The sequence below is a fragment of the Stappia sp. MMSF_3263 genome (assembly GCF_030733745.1).
In the GTDB taxonomy this organism is placed as follows: domain Bacteria; phylum Pseudomonadota; class Alphaproteobacteria; order Rhizobiales; family Stappiaceae; genus Stappia.
This window is the reverse complement of sequence record NZ_JASHIK010000009.1, coordinates 86,118-105,978: the sequence shown is the minus strand read 5'-3', so window position 1 is coordinate 105,978 and position 19,861 is coordinate 86,118. Positions and strand designations below refer to the sequence as shown.

Annotated in this window: 15 protein-coding genes; 6 read left to right on the top strand and 9 right to left on the bottom strand. The window is 69.2% G+C overall.

Annotated elements, in window-relative coordinates; translation table 11 throughout:
- Positions 1-2 precede the first annotated feature (2 nt).
- On the top strand, positions 3-2,513 hold the full coding sequence (locus tag RBB46_RS11850) for a glycoside hydrolase family 2 protein (RefSeq protein WP_306029192.1): 2,511 nt from the start codon (positions 3-5) through the stop codon (positions 2,511-2,513).
- On the opposite strand, the gene RBB46_RS11845 is transcribed toward RBB46_RS11850, so the two are convergent.
- Genes RBB46_RS11845 through RBB46_RS11830 form a run of 4 tightly spaced genes read right to left on the bottom strand, consistent with a single transcriptional unit; the run spans position 2,498 to position 7,938 of the window.
- A complete protein-coding gene (locus RBB46_RS11845) occupies positions 2,498-4,309 on the bottom strand; it encodes an alpha/beta hydrolase (RefSeq protein WP_306029191.1) in 1,812 nt (603 codons plus the stop codon). The two genes, RBB46_RS11850 and RBB46_RS11845, sit on opposite strands and share 16 nt — an antisense overlap.
- On the bottom strand, positions 4,285-5,340 hold the full coding sequence (locus tag RBB46_RS11840; protein WP_306029190.1) for a glycoside hydrolase family 5 protein: 1,056 nt from the start codon (positions 5,338-5,340) through the stop codon (positions 4,285-4,287). Before RBB46_RS11840 ends, RBB46_RS11845 begins: the two co-directional genes overlap by 25 nt.
- Entirely contained in the window at positions 5,327-6,715 is a 1,389-nt protein-coding gene (locus RBB46_RS11835; protein WP_306029189.1) for a lipopolysaccharide biosynthesis protein, read from the bottom strand. Before RBB46_RS11835 ends, RBB46_RS11840 begins: the two co-directional genes overlap by 14 nt.
- Positions 6,712-7,938, bottom strand: coding sequence for a glycosyltransferase (locus tag RBB46_RS11830; protein WP_306029188.1), 1,227 nt, complete (start codon positions 7,936-7,938; stop codon positions 6,712-6,714). Before RBB46_RS11830 ends, RBB46_RS11835 begins: the two co-directional genes overlap by 4 nt.
- Positions 7,939-8,328: 390 nt before the next feature.
- On the opposite strand from RBB46_RS11830, the gene RBB46_RS11825 reads away from it, so the two are divergent.
- Both RBB46_RS11825 and RBB46_RS11820 read left to right on the top strand, forming a co-directional pair.
- Positions 8,329-9,414 (top strand): polysaccharide deacetylase family protein, encoded by a 1,086-nt coding sequence (locus tag RBB46_RS11825; protein WP_306029187.1) that lies wholly within the window; start codon positions 8,329-8,331, stop codon positions 9,412-9,414.
- Positions 9,411-10,595 (top strand): glycosyltransferase family 4 protein, encoded by a 1,185-nt coding sequence (locus tag RBB46_RS11820; RefSeq protein WP_306029186.1) that lies wholly within the window; start codon positions 9,411-9,413, stop codon positions 10,593-10,595. The genes RBB46_RS11825 and RBB46_RS11820 overlap by 4 nt, the downstream gene beginning before the upstream one ends.
- Here the strand turns inward: RBB46_RS11820 and RBB46_RS11815 are convergent.
- Positions 10,582-11,883, bottom strand: coding sequence for a UDP-phosphate alpha N-acetylglucosaminyltransferase (locus RBB46_RS11815; RefSeq protein WP_306029185.1), 1,302 nt, complete (start codon positions 11,881-11,883; stop codon positions 10,582-10,584). The two genes, RBB46_RS11820 and RBB46_RS11815, sit on opposite strands and share 14 nt — an antisense overlap.
- Positions 11,864-14,044: a GumC family protein gene (locus tag RBB46_RS11810; protein WP_306029184.1), complete on the bottom strand. Its 2,181-nt coding sequence runs from the start codon at positions 14,042-14,044 to the stop codon at positions 11,864-11,866. Before RBB46_RS11810 ends, RBB46_RS11815 begins: the two co-directional genes overlap by 20 nt.
- A 219-nt stretch (positions 14,045-14,263) precedes the next feature.
- Between RBB46_RS11810 and RBB46_RS11805 the strand changes: the two genes are divergently transcribed.
- Positions 14,264-15,004, top strand: a complete 741-nt coding sequence (locus RBB46_RS11805; RefSeq protein WP_306029183.1) for a WecB/TagA/CpsF family glycosyltransferase — start codon at positions 14,264-14,266, stop codon at positions 15,002-15,004.
- Here RBB46_RS11805 and RBB46_RS11800 read toward each other — a convergent pair.
- Positions 14,996-15,775 (bottom strand): cobalt-precorrin-6A reductase, encoded by a 780-nt coding sequence (locus RBB46_RS11800; protein ID WP_306029182.1) that lies wholly within the window; start codon positions 15,773-15,775, stop codon positions 14,996-14,998. The genes RBB46_RS11805 and RBB46_RS11800 overlap by 9 nt on opposite strands.
- Complete coding sequence (locus tag RBB46_RS11795) at positions 15,772-16,896, bottom strand: cobalt-precorrin-5B (C(1))-methyltransferase (protein ID WP_306029181.1); 1,125 nt, start codon at positions 16,894-16,896, stop codon at positions 15,772-15,774. Before RBB46_RS11795 ends, RBB46_RS11800 begins: the two co-directional genes overlap by 4 nt.
- 103 nt (positions 16,897-16,999) lie before the next feature.
- Between RBB46_RS11795 and cobA the strand changes: the two genes are divergently transcribed.
- Together cobA and RBB46_RS11785 are read left to right on the top strand one after the other, a co-directional pair.
- Positions 17,000-17,917, top strand: coding sequence for a uroporphyrinogen-III C-methyltransferase (gene cobA, locus RBB46_RS11790; RefSeq protein WP_306029180.1), 918 nt, complete (start codon positions 17,000-17,002; stop codon positions 17,915-17,917).
- Positions 17,914-19,212, top strand: coding sequence for a cobyrinate a,c-diamide synthase (locus RBB46_RS11785; protein WP_306029179.1), 1,299 nt, complete (start codon positions 17,914-17,916; stop codon positions 19,210-19,212). Before cobA ends, RBB46_RS11785 begins: the two co-directional genes overlap by 4 nt.
- A gap of 23 nt (positions 19,213-19,235) precedes the next feature.
- Here RBB46_RS11785 and RBB46_RS11780 read toward each other — a convergent pair whose 3' ends face one another.
- Positions 19,236-19,859 carry a class I SAM-dependent methyltransferase gene (locus tag RBB46_RS11780; RefSeq protein ID WP_306029178.1) on the bottom strand — a complete coding sequence of 208 codons (624 nt, stop codon included), beginning with the start codon at positions 19,857-19,859 and terminating at the stop codon, positions 19,236-19,238.
- Positions 19,860-19,861 lie beyond the last annotated feature (2 nt).

Genomic DNA, 19,861 nt, shown 5'->3' with positions numbered 1-19,861 from the left:
GCATGATCAGCCTTGCCGGGATCGCGCCCGACGCCAGCCTTCTCTGCGATGCGCAGTGGCACATGACGGTGACGCCATCGGGCGTCTGGCCGGACCCTTCCGCGATGCCCCCCCTTGCGACGGACCGGGCTGCCGACTGGATCCCGGCCGTGGTGCCGGGCACGGCCGCCGCCGCGCTTGAGGCGGCAGGGCGATTCTCGCGCAACGCGCCAACCCCGCTGCATGACAGCGACGTCTGGTATCGCTGCCGGATCGAACCGGACGCAGCCGGTCCCCATGTGCTTGCCTGCGCGGGCCTTGCCACGATCTGCGAGGCGTGGCTCGACGGCGCGCCGATCCTCGTTTCGAACAGCATGTATGCGGGCCAGGAAATCCGGCTCGATATCGACGGACCGGCAGAGCTCGTCTTCTGCTTCCGCGCGCTTCAACCGCATCTTTCCCGCAAGGGTCCGCGGGCGCGCTGGCGCACCAGGCTCGTCAGCGAACCGGGCCTGCGGCTGGTACGCACGACACTGCTCGGCCACATGCCCGGCTGGTGCCCGAACGTGCATGCGGCCGGCCCCTGGCGCGAAATGGCGCTGGTGCCCGCAGCCAGGATCGCGGTCGAGGACCTGCGCATCGAAAGCAGCCTGACGGGCGACGGCACCGGCAGGCTTTCCGTCTCCTTCCGTCCCGGGCCGGGCTTTACCGCGCGTCTCGCAGAGGGGACTGCCGCAATCGCCTGCGCCGGCTGGGACGCCCCGCTGGAAGAGGCGGGCGAGGGGCGGCTTGCCGCTGACCTTCTGCTGCCGGGCATCGAGGCCTGGTGGCCGCACACCCACGGAACGCCTCATCTGCACGATGTCGGGCTTGTCCTTGGCGAGGCGCGCATCCATCTGGCGCGCACCGGGTTCCGGCGCATCGAGGTCGACCATGGCGCGGACGGCAAGGGCTTCGGCCTCCTCGTCAACGGCGTGCCGGTGTTCTGCCGGGGCGCGGTCTGGACATCCGCCGACATCGTCTCCCTGCCGGGAGACCGGTCCGCCTACGAACCGTGGATCCGGCTTGCCCGCGACGCCAACATGAACATGCTGCGGATCGGCGGCACGATGGCGCCGGAGACGCCCGCCTTTTTCGAGCTGTGCGACGAGGCCGGCATTCTCGTCTGGCAGGACCTTCCCTTCGCCAATTTCGACTATCCCGTCTCCGATCCGGACTTTGCCGCCGTGGTCGAGGCGGAGACGGAGGAGCTGCTTGCCCGGGCGATGGCCTCGCCCTCGCTTGCGGTCGTCTGCGGGGGCAGCGAGATGCACCAGCAGGGCGCGATGATGGGCCTGCCGGAAACGCGCTGGCGCACGCCGCTCACCGAGGAGATCCTGCCGCGCGCCACCGCGCGCATGCGTCCGGACGTGCCCTATGTCGCCAATTCGCCCTCGGGCGGTGCCATGCCGTTCTCGCCGAACGAGGGCATTGCCCACTACTACGGCGTCGGCGCCTATCGCCGGCCGCTGGAGGATGCAAGGCGCGCCAATGTGCGCTTTGCCGCCGAATGCCTCGCCTTCTCCAACGTGCCGGAGGCCGGCTGCCTGCCAGACGCCGAAAACGCTCCCTGCCACCATCCCGACTGGAAGCGCGGCGTACCGCGCGACCGCGACGTGGGGTGGGACTTCGAGGACGTGCGCGACCACTATGTGCGGGAGCTTTACGGCACCGACCCGCTCGACCTGCGCTACGGCGATCCGGCCTCCTATCTGGATCATGGCCGGGCGGCGGTCGCCGAAGTGATGGAGGCAACCTTCGCCGAATGGCGGCGCGCCGGCTCAAGCTGCCGGGGCGCCCTGGTGTGGACCTTCCAGGACCTGATGCCGGGCGCCGGCTGGGGCGTCGTCGCAAGCGACGGCGTGCCGAAATCGGCCTGGCACGCGCTGCGCCGCGCCTTTGCGCCGCTGCGCGTCAGCGTCACCGACGAGGGCACCAACGGGCTCGACATCCACATCATCAATGACGGGCCGAACCCGCGCCGGCTGCGCGTCGAGCTTGCCTGCCTGCGCGACGGAGCGCTTCCGGTCGCCGGCGGTGCACGGGACTTCGAGATCGGCGCGCATGGCGCGGAGCGCTTCGCCGCGACGGAGTTGATCGGCGCCTTCTTCGACACGACCCATGCCTTCCGCTTCGGCCCGGCCTCGCATGACTGCGTCCATGTCGCGCTCAGCGACCCGGAAACCGGAGCCCGTCTCGGCGAGGCGTTCCACTTCCCGCTCGGCCGCGCGAAGGCGGCGCGCGGCGCGCGCGTCGAGGCGAGCGTGTCGAAGGCCGAAGACGGATCGTGGGAGCTGCACCTGACAAGCGACCGGGTCGCGCAGAGCCTCGCCATCGAGGACCCGAACTTCCTGCCGCGCGACAACTGGTTCCATCTGGCGCCGGGCGCGGTCCGCACGGTGACCCTCGTGCCCCGCGATCCGGGCACGGATGCCGTGCCGCAAGGCAGCGTCAGGGCGCTTGGCGGATCGCCGGTTCCCTATTCCGCCGCCTGATCACCCGACCGTTCCTCGGACGCGCGCAAGGCAGCAGCCGCGACCGTGACATGGTCGGCGACGATCCGGCGCGCGGCGCGCGGCGTCAGGTTGTGATCGGCATCGGCGAGCATCGTGACCCGCATGTTTGCAAAGGCATCGAGCCGCGACCAGCCGGCGCCGAAGAAGAGATCCATCTGCGCGAGCCCCGGATCGCCCTCGCTGAAAACCAGATCGACCGTGACATCGCGGCGGGCCAGGGCCGCCAGGTTGGCGTGGACGGTGTTGTACAGCCGTGAGAAGGGCAGCAGGCCGAAGAGCCAGGGCGCAAGACGCCGTTCGCCGGTTCGGTAGGCCCGGTTGGCCAGGCTGCGCAGGATGCCGAAGGCGCTGGTCTTGCCCGAAAGCACCCGCTTCCACTTTTCCACGCTCAGCATCTTGCGGCCGTAGTCGCGCGCCGAGGCGTGACCGAAGCGCAGCACCTCCGCCACGTCGTCGCGCGGATCCCAGAGGAAGCGCTGCAGGTTGACCGCGACCACATGGGCGACGCGCGGATCCGCGACCGCGCCATTGAGCGCCAGGTAGGCGCCGCCGCAGGCCCCGGTGACAACCGCGCCGTCCGCCGGCACGCGGGCAAGCGCCAGGTCGAGCGCCGCGGCGAGTTCCCCGTTCTGGTCCGGGTGATAATGAACCACCGGCGGAGCGCCGGGCCCGGGCCGGCTGTCGCCGATATCGGCCACGTCGAAACGCAGCGAGGCAATGCCGGATCGCGCCAGGCCCCGGGCGAGCTCCACCGTGCCCCGCGCCCAGCCCGCATGTGGAACGCCGCCGGCATTGAGCAGGATAACAGGACGCATTCCAGGCACAGCGTCCGCGCGCGGCGCGCACCAGATGCCGTAGAGATTTTCCTGCGCGCCGAAAACCAGCGCCTCCTCGGTGACGCCATCGATGCCAAGAACCGCCGGCGGCAAGGCGGGCGCCGCGGCGCCGGCGTCATTCCCGGGCCGGCAGGGACGCGCATGCTGCAGCCAGGCTTCGACCCGGCCGAAATCGGCAAGCGGCGGCACGGCGCCGGTCGGGTCGCCCATCATCTCGTCATACCCCGCCATGACGCCCTGCCCGCTTTCCGCGTCCGCGCAGAGCGAGGCGGCAAGGGCGAGTTCGGCCGGGCGCCCGTCCCGGGCCAGCACCAGCACCGGAAGATCGCCTGCAAGCGCCGTTGCGGAGATGTCGAGGCCGCGAATCTCGCCGGCAAGCCCCTCGCTCATCGGCAGGCCGGCGATCGCCAGCGCCTCGCCGGCGCGCGGCTCGGGCGCACTGCCGGTCAGTTCGCCGATCATCATGGCGCGCGCCTGCACCTCGCGCAGCCAGGTGCGGCCCTTCACGACCGGCGCGAGCAGTACAAGGCCGGACGTTCCCCCGGGATGAATCTCGGCATGGCGTGCCGCCAAGGCCGCCCCCAGGCCAAGCCCGACAAGCACGACCGCACGCACGCCCGTTACCCGGCGCAGGGTGTCACAGGCCTCGGCAAGGGTCGCCTGGAACGGTTCCAGGCCGTCGATATCGGCGGCCTCCGCGGCCGCGTCCCCGGAGCCGGGCTGGTCGTAGCGCAGCACCGGATAGCCGAGACCCGCCAGCCGGTCGGCGAGGATGCGCAGGGAGCGGCGGGCACAGAGCGCCTCGTAACCCCAGGGCTCGCAGATGACGATGCCGACATCGCCCTCCGCCGGATGCAACTGGGCGAAGGTCTGCGCCAGGCAAAGCGGGCGCATCGCCTCGAGCGCGCGCCGGTTCATTGTCTCTTCAAGGCGCTGCACGCCTTTTCCTCCGGGCTGCGTCGCTCGATCAGCCGCGAGATCGCGACCAGTTGCGGCCGGTCGCCGCCCTCGACCGGCTGGACGGAAAGGGGGTAGTCGCCCCACCAGTCGCCGGCCGCCCAGATCGCCCAGCCGAGCCAGACGTCAGGCCGGGAGTTGATACGCCCGACCATGCGCGCCAGGCCACGATAGCAGTCGGGACGCGGATGACCGCCGAACTCGCCCAGAAACGCGCTGTTGCCGGTCTCGGCAAGCCAGCGCGTCATCGCGTCGACGGCGGCAACGGCGTCCCCGACCCGGTCGCAGGCGGTCTTGGTGCCCGAGAAGTCGGCATCGAGGTACTGATGGATGTCAAAGGCGTAGCGGTTGAGCGGGTCGGCGACGCGTGCCAGCACCTCGGCGTTGGAACCGCCGGGCTGATCCTCGAACCAGTGCGAGGCGCCGGTCCAGATGGTGCCGGGCACCATGACGAGATTGTCGGCGCCCGCCTCGCGGATCGCGGCAATCGCGGCGTTGACGGACGGCAGCCAGTCGGCGGCGGAGATATGCGCCGGCTCGTTCATCAGGAGATAGATGACGTCGCCGCGCCCGGCATAGCGGGGCGCCAGGCGTCGCCAGAAATCGGCAAAGGCCGAGGATGGCGCCTTTGCCGATCCGACCATGTGCCCGCGATACTTCGCATAGTTGTGCGGGTCGAGAATGACGGCGAGGCCCATGCCGGTGGCCATTGCCACCGTCTCGTCGATGCGTGCCAGCTCGGCCTTGTCGAGCGGCGCGTTCAGGCGCGGCTGCAACCGCTCCCAGCGGAACGGCAGGCGGACAACGTTCATGCCCTTGCCGCGCAGATAGGCAAGCGTTGCCCGCGAGGGATAGATGTAGGTCCGGCCGGCGACGCCCGGCAGGTCGCCGAACTCCGCGCCCGCCACATTGGCGCCGCGCAGGCACTCGGCCAGCCCCGGTGCGGGCAGCAGCGTTGCCAGCGCCGCAAGGGCTGCCGCGAACCGGCGCAGCGGCCGACTAGACGGCGCCATCGCCGCCTCCCCTCGCCGGAATCGGGACCGGCCCGCCCGCCTCCCGCGCGCGCCGGTCCGCGCGGCGCAGTCGAAAGAAGGCGGTTGCCATGTTGTCGACCTGCCAGTTGCGCATGACCCAGCGCCGCGACAGCAGATGCACCGCGACGAGCTGGATCCAGCCGGCGATGGCGACGCCGTCGAGGCCGTAGCGGGTGCCGAGCACGTAGAGCATGGCGCCGTAGAAGACGAAGACGACGCTGCGCATCCGAAGCAGGTAGGATTCGCCCCCGCCTATCATGATCAGCCAGGTGCCCGGACCGAAGAAGGCATGGCTGATCGCTGCCAGCGAGAGCAGCACCAGCACGTCGAAATGCTGGACGAAGGCCGGGTCGAACAGATGCAGGATGAAGGGACCGAGAACGAACAGGAAGACGCCGCCGACCACGGCGAGGGCGAAGCTTCCCGCCGACAGCATCGCCACGAGACGCTGCGCCCCGGCACGGTCGTTTTCCTGGAACTTGGCCGAGATCAGCGGCACGCTCACGGTGTCGATGGCCAGCACCGGCAGCGTCAGCAGCATGGCGATGCGATAGGCGACGAAATAGAAGGCGGCGACCTCCAGCCCGATGGCGATGCCGATCAGGATCGTTTCCAGATAGGAGGCGGCCGAATTGAAGAAGCCGTTGGCCGTGAAATTCAGCGTCTCGCGGTTCCACCGCCGCCAGGGAATGTCGCCACTGCGCGCCGGCGGCCGCAGGAAGGCAAGACCCTCCTGCGCGACGAAGCGGGCCACCTGGTAGCCGACCGTGACAACAAGCAGGCCGGTGACGATCTCGGTTGCCGCCGCGCCGCTGGTCAGATAGCCGGCCCAGGCCAGCAGCGGCAGGACAAGGGCGCAGAGCAGGCGCCAGAGGTTTTCGCGCGGCACCAGCGCCAGCACGATCTGGCCGTGGATGCGGAAATAGTTCTGGAGATACTCGCTGAGCGTGAACACGGCGCCGAACAGCAGCGCGATCGGCAGCGCGTTGTAAGGGCTCGGCAACCCGTCGGCGAACCACCACAGCACGAGGGCGGCGACAAGCTGGCCGCCGCAGCCGGCCGCCAGCCAGAGCGCGTTGAAGACGAAGAGCGCCTGGTTGGTCTCGCCCCGGGCATGGTCCTTCAGCCGGAAATGCTTCACCAGAACGACATGCTGGCCAAAGACGAAGATCACGCCAAGCGAGGTGCCGACCGAGAACAGGAAGATGTAAAGGCCGTATTCGGCGGTCTCCAGCGCGTGGCTGGCTGCAAACAGCGCCGCGAAGCTGAGCACCGTGCTGCCGAACCGGCTGAACAGCGACCAGAACAGCCGCTTGATGTCGCCCCGCCCGGCGAGCGCCAGAAGCCGTCTCATCTGGCCGCCTCCCGCAGGTCCCGGCCCGCCGGCGCCCCGCGACGCGCCAGCGTCTCGGCAAGCGCGGTTTCCAGGATCGTGCGCACCGCCGGTTCGAGATAGTCCGCGGCCGCCTCGAGCGCCCCCCGCGACAGCCGGGCGTAGAGGTCCGGCGATCCGGCGATCTTCTCGATACAGGCCGCAAGGGCGACCGGGTCGCCGGCCGCGGCGTGATATCCGTTGACGCCGCCCTCGATGTTTTCCGCCACCCCGCCGATGTCGGTCGAGATCACCGGCACCGCATGCGAGAACGCCTCGATCGTCGCCCGGCCGAACGCCTCGCGGCCGATGGTCGGATAGACCAGAAGGTCGACCTGCGGAAAGAACTCTGCCGGTGTCGTCCAGCCGAGGAACGTCGTGCGCTCGGCCGGGAACAGCGCCCGGGTTTCCTCCGCGAAGCTGTCGCGGCCGGTGCCGCCGATGACGAACTCGACATTGTCGTGCGGGACCAGCCGGCGCGCGGCCTCCGCGAGAACCGCAAATCCCTTGAAGCGTGTCTGGACGCCGAGAAAGCCGACGCGGAACGGTCGTCCGGCGGCAAGGGTGCGCGGCGCGTTCGCATGCACCGCGTCGATCACCGCGGGAACCCGGTAGGGCGTTGCCCGGGGGAAATACCCCTCGTCGAGATGGCGCTGGACGATGTCCCGGGATTCGCCGATCACCGCATCGACGAGACGCGAGAACTGCCGGCGGCCGAAAGACCCGGCATAGCAGCTGGCGCACTGGCTGCGGCAGTTCTCTCCCTCGCGCTGCATGACGCCGTTCCAGCACATCATGAAGGCGCTGAAGATGGTGTGCGCGACCGGGATGCCGGCTGCGCGCGCCGCCGCCCAGGAGGCGACATTGGTGTTCTCGATGCTCACCGTCAGCATGACGTCGGGCCTGAAGTCGGCAATCTCCCGGCGCATCGCGAGAAAGGCACGCGGATTGCCGTTCTCCAGCGCATGCCAGACGAGCTTCTTCCAGGCGGGCCTGGGCGTGTAATAGTTCCAGTAGATGTTGAGACTGGGGATGCGGTGGACGGGAACGCCCTCGTAGACCTCGTGCCGGTCGTCATCGCCGACATTGACGACGCGCACCTCGTGGCCGGCTGCGACCAGCATCTTCGCCAGCAACAGGGAGGAGACCGGCCCTCCCCCGTCGGCAAAGGGCGGGAACGCGGCGCAAGGCATCAATATGCGCATGGAGCCAGTGGTATCCTCGGTCCGTTTCCAGAAGGCAGGGGCCCGGTCCTGGCGGACGGCCCGACCCTGCCGATGATCGGAAGATCAATAGCCCGGACATCTTAACCTGCCGTGTCCCCAACCCGGAGAGCGCTTTGCGGCGGTGAAAAACGTTCAATGGGCTTAACCGGACCTTTCCGGTAAATCCATACCCGGATCGGGCCGTCCCGGGCGGCCGCCCGTGTTCACGATTGCTTTACCAAACCGGCAATCGGTCGCCGGCAGGGCGAAACTTCAACCTGTCGTTCACGCGCGGCGGCTAGCGTGCAGGAGATCAAGCCCTGCCCGCACGGCGCGAGGCAGGTTCCGGAGCCGGCAAGGCCGGCCGCAACAGGACATTTCGCAGGACGCATGGTTGCGCAACAGACCATCACGCCAAGACTGAGCCGGGCGGACCGCTGGAAGCGCCGCGTCAAGACGCTTGGATTGCGCGTGCTGTCCGCAAGCGGCGCGACCCGCCTGGTCGCAGCCCGTTATGGCGGGCGCGGCGTGATCCTGATGTTCCACGACTTCACCCACGATCCGCGCCGCGACCTCGACCAGGGGTGCCGCATCGGCGATTTCGAGCGGATCCTGGCTTATTTGCGCAAGTCCGGCCGCGACATCGTCACCCTCGACGAAGCGCAGCGCCGGTTGAAGGATCCGGCGGCGCGCCGTTTCGCCGTGCTCACCTTCGACGACGGGTATCGCTCGAACATCGATCTCGCCCTGCCGGTCATGGAGCGGTTCGAGGCGCCCGCGACGATCTATGTGCCGACCGGCATGATCGCCCGCGACATCAACGCCTGGTGGCTCGGCCTGACGGCACTGTTCCGCGACCGCGAATTGATCGACATCGAACCGATGGGCGTGCACTATTCCTGTCCGGATCTCGGCAGCAAGATCGCGGGCCTGCGCCGCGCGCTCGCCTGGGTGTGGGGTGATTTCCGCCGCGCCGAAACGCTCGGCCCGACCTTCGCGCGCCATGGCATCGACCTTGCCGACATTGTCGAGCGCGCCGCCATCGACGAGGCCGACATGATCGCCGCCGACCGTCACCCGCTGATCGAGATCGGCGCCCACACGGTGAGCCACCGGGCGCTTTCCCTCCTGGACGACGCGGATGTGCGCGCCGAGATGACCGACAACAAGCGCTTCCTGGAGGACCGCCTGCAGCGGGAGGTTCCGCATTTCGCCTATCCTTACGGCGCACCGTCGCTGTCCGGACCACGCGAGCCGCGTATCGCCCGCGAGGCCGGGTTCCGCTCGGCCGTCACGACCACGCCGGGGTGCCTGTTCAGCGAACATGTCGACAGCCCCTTCACCCTGCCCCGGCAGAATGCCGAATACACCGAAGACGGTGCCGCTTACACCGCCTGCGGCATGGCCGGCCTGTTCCGCGCTCTTGCAAGCCGTGGCGGAAGCCCGCTTGCAGGCCTCGCGGGAGCGGTCACGTGAGGGCGGCGATGCACGAGAACGAGCCCCTGGAGAGCGACGCGGGCGGGCAGGAACCGGTCTTTGCCGGCGACACGCTCGTGCACGTGGTGCGCCAGTACAAGCCGAGCATCGGCGGGCTGGAGGATTTCGTCGCCAGCCTGGCCGCGCGCCAGCAGGGCCGGTTCAAGCGCATCCGCATCGTCACCTGCGACGAGGTGTTTCGCGGCGCCGGCGGCAAGCTGCCGGCGCATGAGGTGATCGACGGGATCGAGATCGAGCGACTGCCCTATTTCGGCTCGCCGCGCTATCCCATGTCGCCCCGCATCCTGTCGGCGATCCGCGACGCGGATCTCGTTCACGTGCATGCCGTCGACTTCTTCTTCGACGCGCTCGCCTTTGCCGCGCCGTTCCACGGCAAACCGATGGTCGCCACCACCCATGGCGGCTTCTTTCACAGCCAGGACTACCGCCTGCTCAAGCAGATCTGGTTCCGCACGGTGACCCGGCTGACCGCCAACCGCTACAGCGCAGTCGCCTGCTGCAGCCAGAGCGATTATGAGAAATTCTCCGAGATCGCGCCGTCGAAGGTGCGGCTGATCGAGAACGGTGTCGACCTCGGCAAGTTCGGAGATTGCGGCTCCCGCGTTCCGCGCCGCAGCCTCGTCACCATCGGCCGGCTGGCCATCAACAAACGGGTCGACCTGTTGCTCGACGCGATGGCGGACCTGAACGCGCGCGACGACAACTGGACACTCGACATTATCGGCACCCCGTTCGACTGGAGCGCGGAAGACGTGACGCGGATGATCGCCGCGCGCGGGCTCACCGAGAAGGTCCACCTGCATATCGGCCCGTCCGACGCGCAGATCCGGGACATCCTGGCGCGCAACAGCCTGTTCGTCAGCGCCTCCGCCTACGAGGGTTTCGGCATCGCACTGATCGAGGCGATGAGTGCCGGCTTGATGCCCGTGGTGCAACGCAATGCCGCCTTCTCCGCCTTCGCGGCCAGGCATGAGGGCATTTCGCTTTGCGATTTCACCGATCCGCCCACGACCGCGCGCCTGATCGAGAAAGCCCATGCGGCCCTGGTGAAGGCGCCCGCCGCGGTGCGCGCGCAGGTGATGGCGGTCGCCGACACCTACTCCTGGGCCGGTACCGCGCAGCGCTACGAGGATCTCTACCGGGACGTCACCGGCCGCTGAGGGGACCGCGTCGCGCGGGCTCTTGCACCGCCGGCTTGCGGGCGAAGCCCGGCCAGACGTCGACAGCCCCCACGCACAGCCACAGCAGCGCCGCGGTCTTGATCGAGTACAGGGAATTCGAGACCACCATCAGCAGGCAGATATAGGTCGCGACCAGTGCCCGGAAGCGCCAGGCATCGACGGAGCGCGTCCTGGCGAAGATGAACAGCGACCACAATCCGGCGACGCCGATCAGGCCGAACTGGTGCAGCGTGTAGGCATAGCCGTTGTCGTCGAGGAACGTGTCGATGGCCGAGATGCCGAAAATGCCCGCAAGGTCGAGCTTCAGGAACAGGCGCGCGGCATGGAACCAGCGGCCGCCCAGATCGTCCTCCCAGCTCAGCCGCGTCGTCCAGCTGCCGTAGATCACGAGGCTGACAATCACCAGCGCCGGCAGCAGCCACCACAGGACGCGCGGCACGACGCGGTGGACGACGAAGGCCGCCCCGAAGCCGAAGCAGACGAACAGGCCGAAACGCGCATCGCCCAGGATGATCACCGTCGCTGCGGCGGCAAAGAGCAGCTTTCGCCGCGCCATGTCCTTGCGAAACAGCGCCCACATGCCGAGGAACGCGCCGAAATTGCCCATCGACACCGGCTCCAGGAACACCGAGGAAACCCGGTGCTGGCCGAGGAAGGGGAAGAAGTTGCGCCCCTCCGGCCGGATGCCGCTGATGAACAGGCTCGAGCCCTCGTTGAAATTGTCGCCCTGCTGGATGGTGCCGCGGGCGACGTAGTAGTCGTTGATGTTGACGTTGGCGATGAAGAGATCGAGCAGGAAATACTCGAAGAGCCCGACGCCGATGACGATCGCGGCGCAGCCAAGCACAAGCCGGTCGGCGGTCTCGATATCGCGGACCCCCCGACCCAGGAAGTAGAACACGATGGGGATCAGCCCGTCGCGGATCGCCTTCAGGTCGAGTTCCGGGCGCAGCGCCAGGATCATGGCCATATAGGCCAGGTAGATCATCAGCACGACATAGAGATCGACGCGCCGGTCAATCGCGAGCATCAGGCCGATGCCGAGCAGGATCACCTCCAGCAGCATCACGTGGCTGGCGGAGATGCCGAACAGGCGGGTGTTGACGAAGGCCAGGAAGAAATTGAAGACAAGCCCGCCGAGCACGACGGCAACGACCGCCTTCAACCACAGGTCATAGGGCTCCGGCCGCGCCTCGAAAGGGCGGCGACGGACCGGCAGGCCGGCCGTGCGGGGCGCTGCCAGCGCCTCAGGCCGCGAGTGCCACATTGCCGATCATCCGGTCCTGCCAAGGCTGGAGCAGCGCCAGGGTCCGGTCGAGATCGCGGCGCGAAGTCTCGCCGACACCGGACACCAGCACGATCGCGTCGCAATAGCCGAGCAGCATCGGCAGATAGGGATTGGACAGCGCCGAGCCGCCATCGATGACGAGGAACTCGTCGTCCTCCGCCTCGCGCAGACCGGGCACCGCGCCGCCGCGCCCGTCCAGGCGCTCGACGGCGAAAGGGCTCGCGGGCGCGGCGCGCCGCGCTGCGGCCGGCTCGGCAGGGGGCTGCGCCTCGCGGCGCAGGCTCGACAGGCGGCTGCGCGCCGGCGAGGCGAGCTGCTCCGGTTCCGCAGGCGCCTGGCGGGTGGGGGCGGCGGACCCGCCCTCGTCCATATGCGCCAGCAGGACATCCTCGCCCATGTCGTAGAGACCGGCGGCAATCGCCCTGGTCAGCGGGGAGACCCCCGCGGCATCGCCCGAGGAGAGGACGAGAACATGAGCCGGGCGTTCGTTCTCGAACGCGTGACGCAGGGCGTAGGCGATGCGGGCGACGGCGAGTTGGCGCTCGGCCGCCTCGGCCGGGTCTCCCGCGCCCGGCAGCAGCCGCGCCAGGCGCCGGGCAGACAAGGGGCGCCCGGGCGCGCTCAGGCTGGCGAGCAGCGGCACCCCGGTCCGCTCGACGAGCTCGCGTTCCGATCCCAGCTTGCCGTTGACCATCTCCCAGCCGACGCTGCCGGCGGCGGCCAGGGCAAAGCCGAAGAACCCGGCGGCAAGCAGCACGATGATGCTCGAGGGGCCGGTCGGCGACAATGGCGCCACCGCGCGCGAGATGATGCGCGAGTTGGACGTGTCGATCTCCTGCTGCTCCTGCAACTCCTTGGCACGGCTCAGGAAGGACTTGTAGACGGCGTTCAGCGACTCCGCCTCGCTCTCCAGCTGGCGCAGGCGGATCTGCGACTTGCCCTGGCTGACATTGGAGGAGGCAAGGCGACGCGATTCCTCTTCCAGCGCGACGACATTGGCCTCGGCGCGCTGGGCCTCGCTGGTCACCGAACGGCGCACGCGCGCCAGTTCATCGGCGATCTGACGGCGCGTGTTGTCGAGCTGGGAGCGCAACTCGCGCAGCTGCGGGTGGTTGGCGCCGAGCGTCGTCGCGGCCTGCGCCTCGCGCTCGGCTGTGCGGGCATACTGCACCCTCAGCGTGCCGAGCGTGGTGGTCTGCAGGTTGGTCGGCAGGCCGCCGGCCTCGATGTCGGTGACCGTCAGGTTGGCGAGAAGATCCGCATTCGCCTTCGCCTTTTCCAGGTCCAGGCGGGCCTGGGTCAGCTGGGTGTTGACGTCCTGGAGCTGCTGGTCGACGACCAGCCCGCGCTGGCCGGTGCTGATCAGGCCGTTTTCCGCGCGAAAGGACTCGACCGCCGCCTCTGCGATCTCCAGCCGCGCGCGCAGGTCCTCGGCCTGCGATTGCAGCGAGACGCTGGCGCGCAGGGTCGTGTCGGCGCGCGAGCGGCGCGCCTCGTCGAGATAGGTGCGCGCCGCCTCGTTGGCGATGGCGGCCGCCTTGAACCGATCCGGATGGCTGGCGTAGATGTTGAAAACGAAGGCCTTCTCGATGCGAATCGCCTGCAGGCTCTCGCGCAGGCCGGCAACGGCGGCGGCGCGGATGTCCTCGGCGGTCGGCTCGGGCGCGCTTCGGCCCAGCAGGCGGGCGATCCGGCCCGGACCGATCGGCTTGGTGATGGCCGGATCCTTTTCCAGGTCCAGTTTCTCGATGACCTCGTTGAGAACCGCGTTCGACAGGATCACATAGGCCTGGCTGTCGATGGACAGGCGCTGCAACGCGTCACCGCCCTCGCGCGCGACGATGTCGTTGCCTACGATCTGCAGGCCCTGCGGCTCGATCAGCATCTCGGCCATCGCCCGGTAGACCGGCGTGCGCATCGCAAGAAACGCCATCGCCAGGGTCACGAACACGAGAGGCAGCACGATCAGCCAGACGATGCGCTTCTTGAGAATCCCGGGGATCTGGTAGATGTCTATCATGCTCGAGAACCGCTCTTCCTGTCCGGCGCCGGGGTCGTTGCAGCCCGATCGCACCGTGTCCGGCATCGTGGCGGCATCCCTCCGCCACATGCTCCGGCGCTTTGGAGTGTCACCGTTCATGGTTAACATTTCCCCAAAACCGCCCCTTGCCTTTCCCGATATCGCATCGTCGGTTAGGCACCTGTTCACCATTTCGAGAGGCGCTCGCCCTACATTCGCAGCCCATTGAGTAGAAACCGTCCATTCCCTTGCCCAACCGGATCGGAAGCAGCAACCATGAGCGAGCAAGCGCCAGCGCCCCAAGTCGGGGATTCCCGCGCAGAAGCGACCTGCGGCCCGGTGAGAATCGGACCGGTCGAGCTTGCCCGCCTGTCGCGGGAGGCGGCCGTGGCGCTGCTTCTCGACCATGTCGCGCGGCGGCAAAGGCGCGCCGTCGCCTTCGCCAATGCGCACGGGCTGCTGCTGGCCATGGACGATGCCGCCTATGCCCGGACGCTGTCGCGCTTTCTGGTGCTCAACGACGGGATCGGCGCGGAAATCGGCGCCCGCGTGCTGTCCGGCACGGGCTTTCCCGACAATCTCAACGGCACCGATTTCATCCCCGCGCTGCTGGCCGCCGCGCCGGCCGGCACCCGCCTCTACCTTCTTGGCGCCCATCCTCATGTGGTGGAAAAGGCGGCCACGACTTTCACGGACCGCTATCCCGCCGTCGAGATCTGCGGCTGGCGTGACGGCTATTTCAGCCCTGACGACGAAGCCGGGATTGCCGCCGCGATCAATGCGGCGAGCCCGGACATCCTGCTCGTCGCGATGGGCAATCCCAAGCAGGAATACCTGATCGACCGGCTGTTCCCGCATCTCGAGGTACCGCTGGCGCTCGGGGTCGGCGCGCTGTTCGACTTCACCGCCGGCGAGGTGGTCCGCGCGCCGGGGCCGATGCGACGCTTCGGCCTGGAATGGATCTTCCGCTTCCTGCAGGAGCCGCGCCGCCTCGGAAAGCGCTACACGACCGGCGTCGTCCGCTACTTGTGGAAAATCCTGTGGCTCAGGCTCACGGGCAGCAGGCAGCCCTCAAGCTGACGCCGCCTTGTCGGCCAGTTGCTCCAGCCAGGCCATCGCCGCCGCGACGTCCCCGACCCTCTCGCCCGCGCCTGCGCCCGCCATTCCGGTTTCGGGCCGGCGCACCATGATCACCGGCAGGCCGAGCCGGCGGGCGGCGGCAAGCTTCGCCGCGCCCCAGCGCCCGCCGCTGTTCTTGGCAACGACATGGGTGGCGCCGTGGCTTTCCAGCAGGGCAGCCTCCGTGTCGACATCGTCCGAGGGCCGCGCCAGCACCAGCCTGCCCCGGGGCAGCGGCACGCCCTGCCCGGGCGGGTCGATCATCCGCATCAGGCAGTCGAGATCGCCGCGCCCGGCAAAACGGGAAATCTCCTTGCGCCCGACCGCCAGAAAGGGACGGGCACCTTGCGGCAGAACCGCCGCCGCCGCGTCGAGATCGTCGACCTCGCGCCAGTCATCATCCGATGAAGGGTGCCAGGGCGGCCGCTCCAGCCGCAGCAGCGGAACACCGGCCTCCACGGCGGCGGCCACCGCATTTGCCGAGATGCGGGCGGCGAAGGGATGGGTTGCATCGACAAGGCCCGCGACGCCGGTCTCTTTCAGGAAATCAGCCAGTCCTTGCGCCCCGCCGAAGCCACCGGTCCTGACGGGCAGCGCATAGGCCTCGGGCCGGTCGACAGCGCCTGCCAGCGACACGCTTGCCTGAAAACGCGGATCGCCGGCGAGCCGGCCGGCCAGCGCGCGGGCATCCCCCGTGCCGCCCAGCACCAGCAGGACAAGCGGCCCGCTCATGCGTGCGTGTCCGCATCGAACGGCTCATGCGCGACGACCGAGCCGGCCCGGTCGACCAGCAGCACCTCGACATCGATCGCCGCGGCGCGCAGCACGGCGCGGATCTGCGTCTTTGCGGCGCGCGCCACGCAGGCGGCAACGTCGATGCCCTCAGTGGAGGCCCGGTCGAGCACCTCCTTGGCGGTGTTGGCATGGCGCGCGGCATCGACCAGCGCCGGCGAGGCCCCGGCGTCGGCCATGATCCCGGCAAGGTCCTCGAAGTCCACCTGGCTGCGGGCGGAATGCAGGTCGAGCGCGCCCTGGGCCAGCTTGACGAATTTGGCGAAGCCCCCGGCCATGGTCAGCCTCGGCAGGGGATGGGCGCGCAGATACTTGAGCAGCCCGCCGGCGAAGTCGCCCATGTCGAGACAGGCCATCTCGCTCAGATGCGGATGGCGGGCAAGGGCGGCTGCCTCCGACGTCGATCCGGTGGCGCCGACCACATGGACAAGCCCGGCGGCGCGCGCCACGTCGACGCCGCGATGGATCGAGGCGATCCAGGCGGCGCAGGAAAAGGGCCGGACAATGCCGGTGGTGCCCAGGATCGACAGGCCGCCGAGAATACCCAGGCGCGGGTTCATGGTGCGACGGGCAATCTCCTCGCCGCCGGGGATGGAGATCTCCACCTCCACATCGCCGCTCGCTCCGAAGCGCTCCGCCACCTCGGCGATCGCCTTGCGGATCATCTCGCGCGGCACCGGATTGATGGCCGGTTCCCCGGGCGGCACCGGCAGGCCGGCCAGCGTCACCGTGCCGACCCCCTCGCCGGCCCGGAAGCTGACGCCGGAGCCCGCTGCGCCCTCGCGTATCGTCGCGATCACCAGCGCCCCGTGGGTGACATCGGGATCATCGCCCGCGTCCTTGACGATGCCGGCGCGCGCGAACCTCTCGCCCAGTTCCTCGCGCGCCAGCGCGAAGGCGGGGCGCTCGCCCTTGGGCAGGCTCACCTCGACGGGATCGGGAAAGGCACCGGTCAGCAACGCCTCGTAGGCGGCCTTCGCGGCGGCGCTGGCACAGGTTCCGGTGGTCCAGCCCCGGCGCAGCTCGGATGGCTGCTTTCGTTCGGTTTTTCCCGCATTCATGGGCGCGACTATAGGTGCGCGCGCCGCCAGGTCGCAATTCCAATAGCGACGGACGCAATGCAACCTTGGCTGGACCGCCACGGCGGCGTACAAAAAGGCCAGCATGAGAGACACGACCGATACCGAAAAGCACGCCGGAACCGAGGCTGCGGCACCGCATGGCGCACCGCTCGCCGGGCTGCTGCCTGGCGATTTCGCCCTGCCTGCCTTCGAACCCGGCTGGGTGTGGCTGGCGGGGGCGGGCCCCGGCGATCCGGGCCTTTTGACGCTGCACGTGATCAACGGCCTGCGCCAGGCGGACGTCATCGTCTATGACGCGCTGGTCGACACCTCGATCCTGGCGCTGGCCCGGCCCGATGCCACCATCGACTATGCCGGCAAGCGCGGCGGCAAGCCGAGCCCGAAGCAGCGCGACATCTCGCTGAAGCTCATCGAGCATGCCCGGGCGGGCAAGCGGGTGCTGCGGCTGAAGGGCGGCGATCCCTTCGTCTTCGGACGCGGCGGCGAGGAAGCGCTGACGCTGGTTTCGCAAAGGGTGCCCTTCCGGATCATTCCCGGCATCACCGCCGGCATCGGCGGGCTCGCCTATGCCGGCATCCCGGCGACCCACCGCGACACCAACCAGGCCGTCACCTTCCTGACCGGCCACGACCAGACCGGCCTGACCCCCTCGGCCATCGACTGGGAGGCGGTTGCGCGCGGATCGCCGGTGATCGTCATGTACATGGCGATGAAGCACATCGAGCTGATTTCCTCCAAGCTGCTCGCCGGCGGCCGCAAGGCCGACGAACCGGTCGCCATCGTCTGCAATGCCTCGCTGCCCACCCAGAAGGTGCTCGAGACGACACTCGGAACGGCCGCGCGGGACGCGGCGGAGGCCGGACTGGAGCCGCCGGCGATCGTGTGCGTCGGCGAGGTGGTGCGCCTGCGCGCCGGTCTCGACTGGCTCGGCGCACTGGCGGGTCGCGAGCTGGTTGCCGACCCGCTGGGCCTGGGCCAGCGGACATCCGTGACCGGATGAGCACCGGCTGCGGCCTTGTCATCGCCGCCCCGTCCTCGGGCGCCGGAAAGACCGTGCTGACGCTGGCACTGTTGCGCGCGCTGGCGCGCCGGGGCCTGCGCGTCGCCAGCGCCAAGACCGGGCCGGACTATATCGACCCCGCCTTCCATGCCGCCGCCAGCGGCCGGCCTTGCGTCAATCTCGACCCCTTCGCCATGCGCGGCGCGTTGACCGACGCGCTGGCCGCGCGGCAGGCGATGGACGCCGACATTGTCGTCATCGAGGGTGTGATGGGACTTTTCGACGGGGCCGCCGACGGCAGCGGCTCGACCGCCGACCTTGCCGCGCGCCTGTCGCTGCCGGTGCTGCTCGTGGTCGACGCGGCGAAACAATCGCAATCGGTCGCAGCCCTCGTGCGCGGCTTTCGCGACCACCGCGCCGACATCGATGTCGCCGGCGTCATTCTCAACCGCACCGGAAGCCCCCGCCACGAGGCGATGCTGCGGGCCGCGCTCGATGCGATCGGCATGCCGGTCCTCGGCGCCATCGCCCGCGACGCGGCGCTGGACCTGCCCGAGCGCCATCTCGGCCTGCATCAGGCGGGCGAGCACGGCGATCTCGAGGCGTTTCTCGACCGCGCGGCGGAACGCATCGAGGCTGCCTGCGATCTCGACGCGCTGATCCGGCTGGCCCGGCCGGTTCGTGACGGTGGCGGCGAGCCATCAACGCTTGCCCCGCCCGGCCAGCGCATTGCCATCGCCCGCGATGTCGCCTTTGCCTTTTCCTATCCGCACCTGATCGAGGGCTGGCGGGCGCAGGGCGCCGAGATCACGTTCTTCTCGCCGCTTGCCGACGAGGGACCCGGCAACGGCGCCGATGCCGTCTATCTGCCCGGCGGCTATCCGGAGCTGCATGCAGGCCGGATCGCGGCCGCCTCCACGTTCCGGGCCGGCATGCACGCGGCGGCGGCGTGCGGGGCGCTGGTCTATGGCGAATGCGGCGGCTACATGGTGCTTGGCGACGAGCTGGTCGACGCGCAAGGCAGCGGTCATGCAATGCTCGGCCTGCTGCCGCTGGCAACGAGCTTTGCCGCCCGCAAGCGGCATCTGGGTTACCGGCGGCTCCTCGCCCATGCCGGCGCGCCCTGGCAGGGGGCGCTCACCGGCCACGAGTTCCATTATTCGACGCTGGTGCGGGAGGGTGAGACGAACCGCCTGTTCGAGGCCCGCGATGCGACCGGCACGCTCATCGGCGATCTGGGCCTGCGCGTCGGGCGCGTCATGGGCTCCTATGTCCACCTGATCGACAGGGCGTGAAAAGGGCGTGAGCACCCCCGCCCTCAGGCGGCCTCGAGCACGCAGAGCTTGCAGCGATAGCCTTCCTTTTCGTGATAGACGGCATCGCGCACGGCCCGAATGCGGAGCAGGCCCCGTTTTTCCATCCCCTTCAGATGTTCGGGGTAGCCATCGCTCTCCCAGACCTTCTCGTGCACGGTGACGACCAGCGGCGCGCCGGGCCGTGCCACACGGGCCAGTTCGTCGATGGCCCCGGGGCCGACATGGCCGCTGGTGAAGACGCCGACGCTCACCACGCCGTCATAGGTGTTGTCGGCAAAGGCCAGCGGCGCGGTCAGGTCTGCCTCGGCGAGACGCCGGTAGACGCCCTTGCCCCTCGCCTGTTCCAGCATGCCGGGGCTGAGATCGATGCCGTCGATCGCGGCCTCGATGCGGCTGTCGAGCTCACGGCCGACCAGGCCGGTGCCGCAGCCCGCATCCAGCACTGCCTCGGCCGAGCCAAGCGCTCCGGCCAGCGCCTCGGCGGCGATAGCGGGCGCGACATAGCCCATGCCCCGGGTCGTGTCACCGTCATAGCTTTGCGCCCAGTCGGCATAGAGGTCGCGAATTTTTTCCGCGTCGCCATCAAGGGCATAGGCTCGTTTCAAGAGCGCGTTTTCCGGCTCCATGG

What these genes read in the sequence shown, in the direction of transcription:
- cobA (WP_306029180.1), top strand. Translation starts at nt 17,000, where the DNA reads ATGAGAGACACGACCGATACCGAAAAGCACGCCGGAACCGAGGCTGCG.
- RBB46_RS11840 (WP_306029190.1), bottom strand. Translation starts at nt 5,340, where the DNA reads ATGGCGCCGTCTAGTCGGCCGCTGCGCCGGTTCGCGGCAGCCCTTGCG.
- RBB46_RS11810 (WP_306029184.1), bottom strand. Translation starts at nt 14,044, where the DNA reads ATGAACGGTGACACTCCAAAGCGCCGGAGCATGTGGCGGAGGGATGCC.
- RBB46_RS11785 (WP_306029179.1), top strand. Translation starts at nt 17,914, where the DNA reads ATGAGCACCGGCTGCGGCCTTGTCATCGCCGCCCCGTCCTCGGGCGCC.
- RBB46_RS11825 (WP_306029187.1), top strand. Translation starts at nt 8,329, where the DNA reads ATGGTTGCGCAACAGACCATCACGCCAAGACTGAGCCGGGCGGACCGC.
- RBB46_RS11800 (WP_306029182.1), bottom strand. Translation starts at nt 15,775, where the DNA reads ATGAGCGGGCCGCTTGTCCTGCTGGTGCTGGGCGGCACGGGGGATGCC.
- RBB46_RS11780 (WP_306029178.1), bottom strand. Translation starts at nt 19,859, where the DNA reads ATGGAGCCGGAAAACGCGCTCTTGAAACGAGCCTATGCCCTTGATGGC.
- RBB46_RS11850 (WP_306029192.1), top strand. Translation starts at nt 3, where the DNA reads ATGATCAGCCTTGCCGGGATCGCGCCCGACGCCAGCCTTCTCTGCGAT.
- RBB46_RS11795 (WP_306029181.1), bottom strand. Translation starts at nt 16,896, where the DNA reads ATGAATGCGGGAAAAACCGAACGAAAGCAGCCATCCGAGCTGCGCCGG.
- RBB46_RS11830 (WP_306029188.1), bottom strand. Translation starts at nt 7,938, where the DNA reads ATGCGCATATTGATGCCTTGCGCCGCGTTCCCGCCCTTTGCCGACGGG.
- RBB46_RS11835 (WP_306029189.1), bottom strand. Translation starts at nt 6,715, where the DNA reads ATGAGACGGCTTCTGGCGCTCGCCGGGCGGGGCGACATCAAGCGGCTG.
- RBB46_RS11815 (WP_306029185.1), bottom strand. Translation starts at nt 11,883, where the DNA reads ATGTGGCACTCGCGGCCTGAGGCGCTGGCAGCGCCCCGCACGGCCGGC.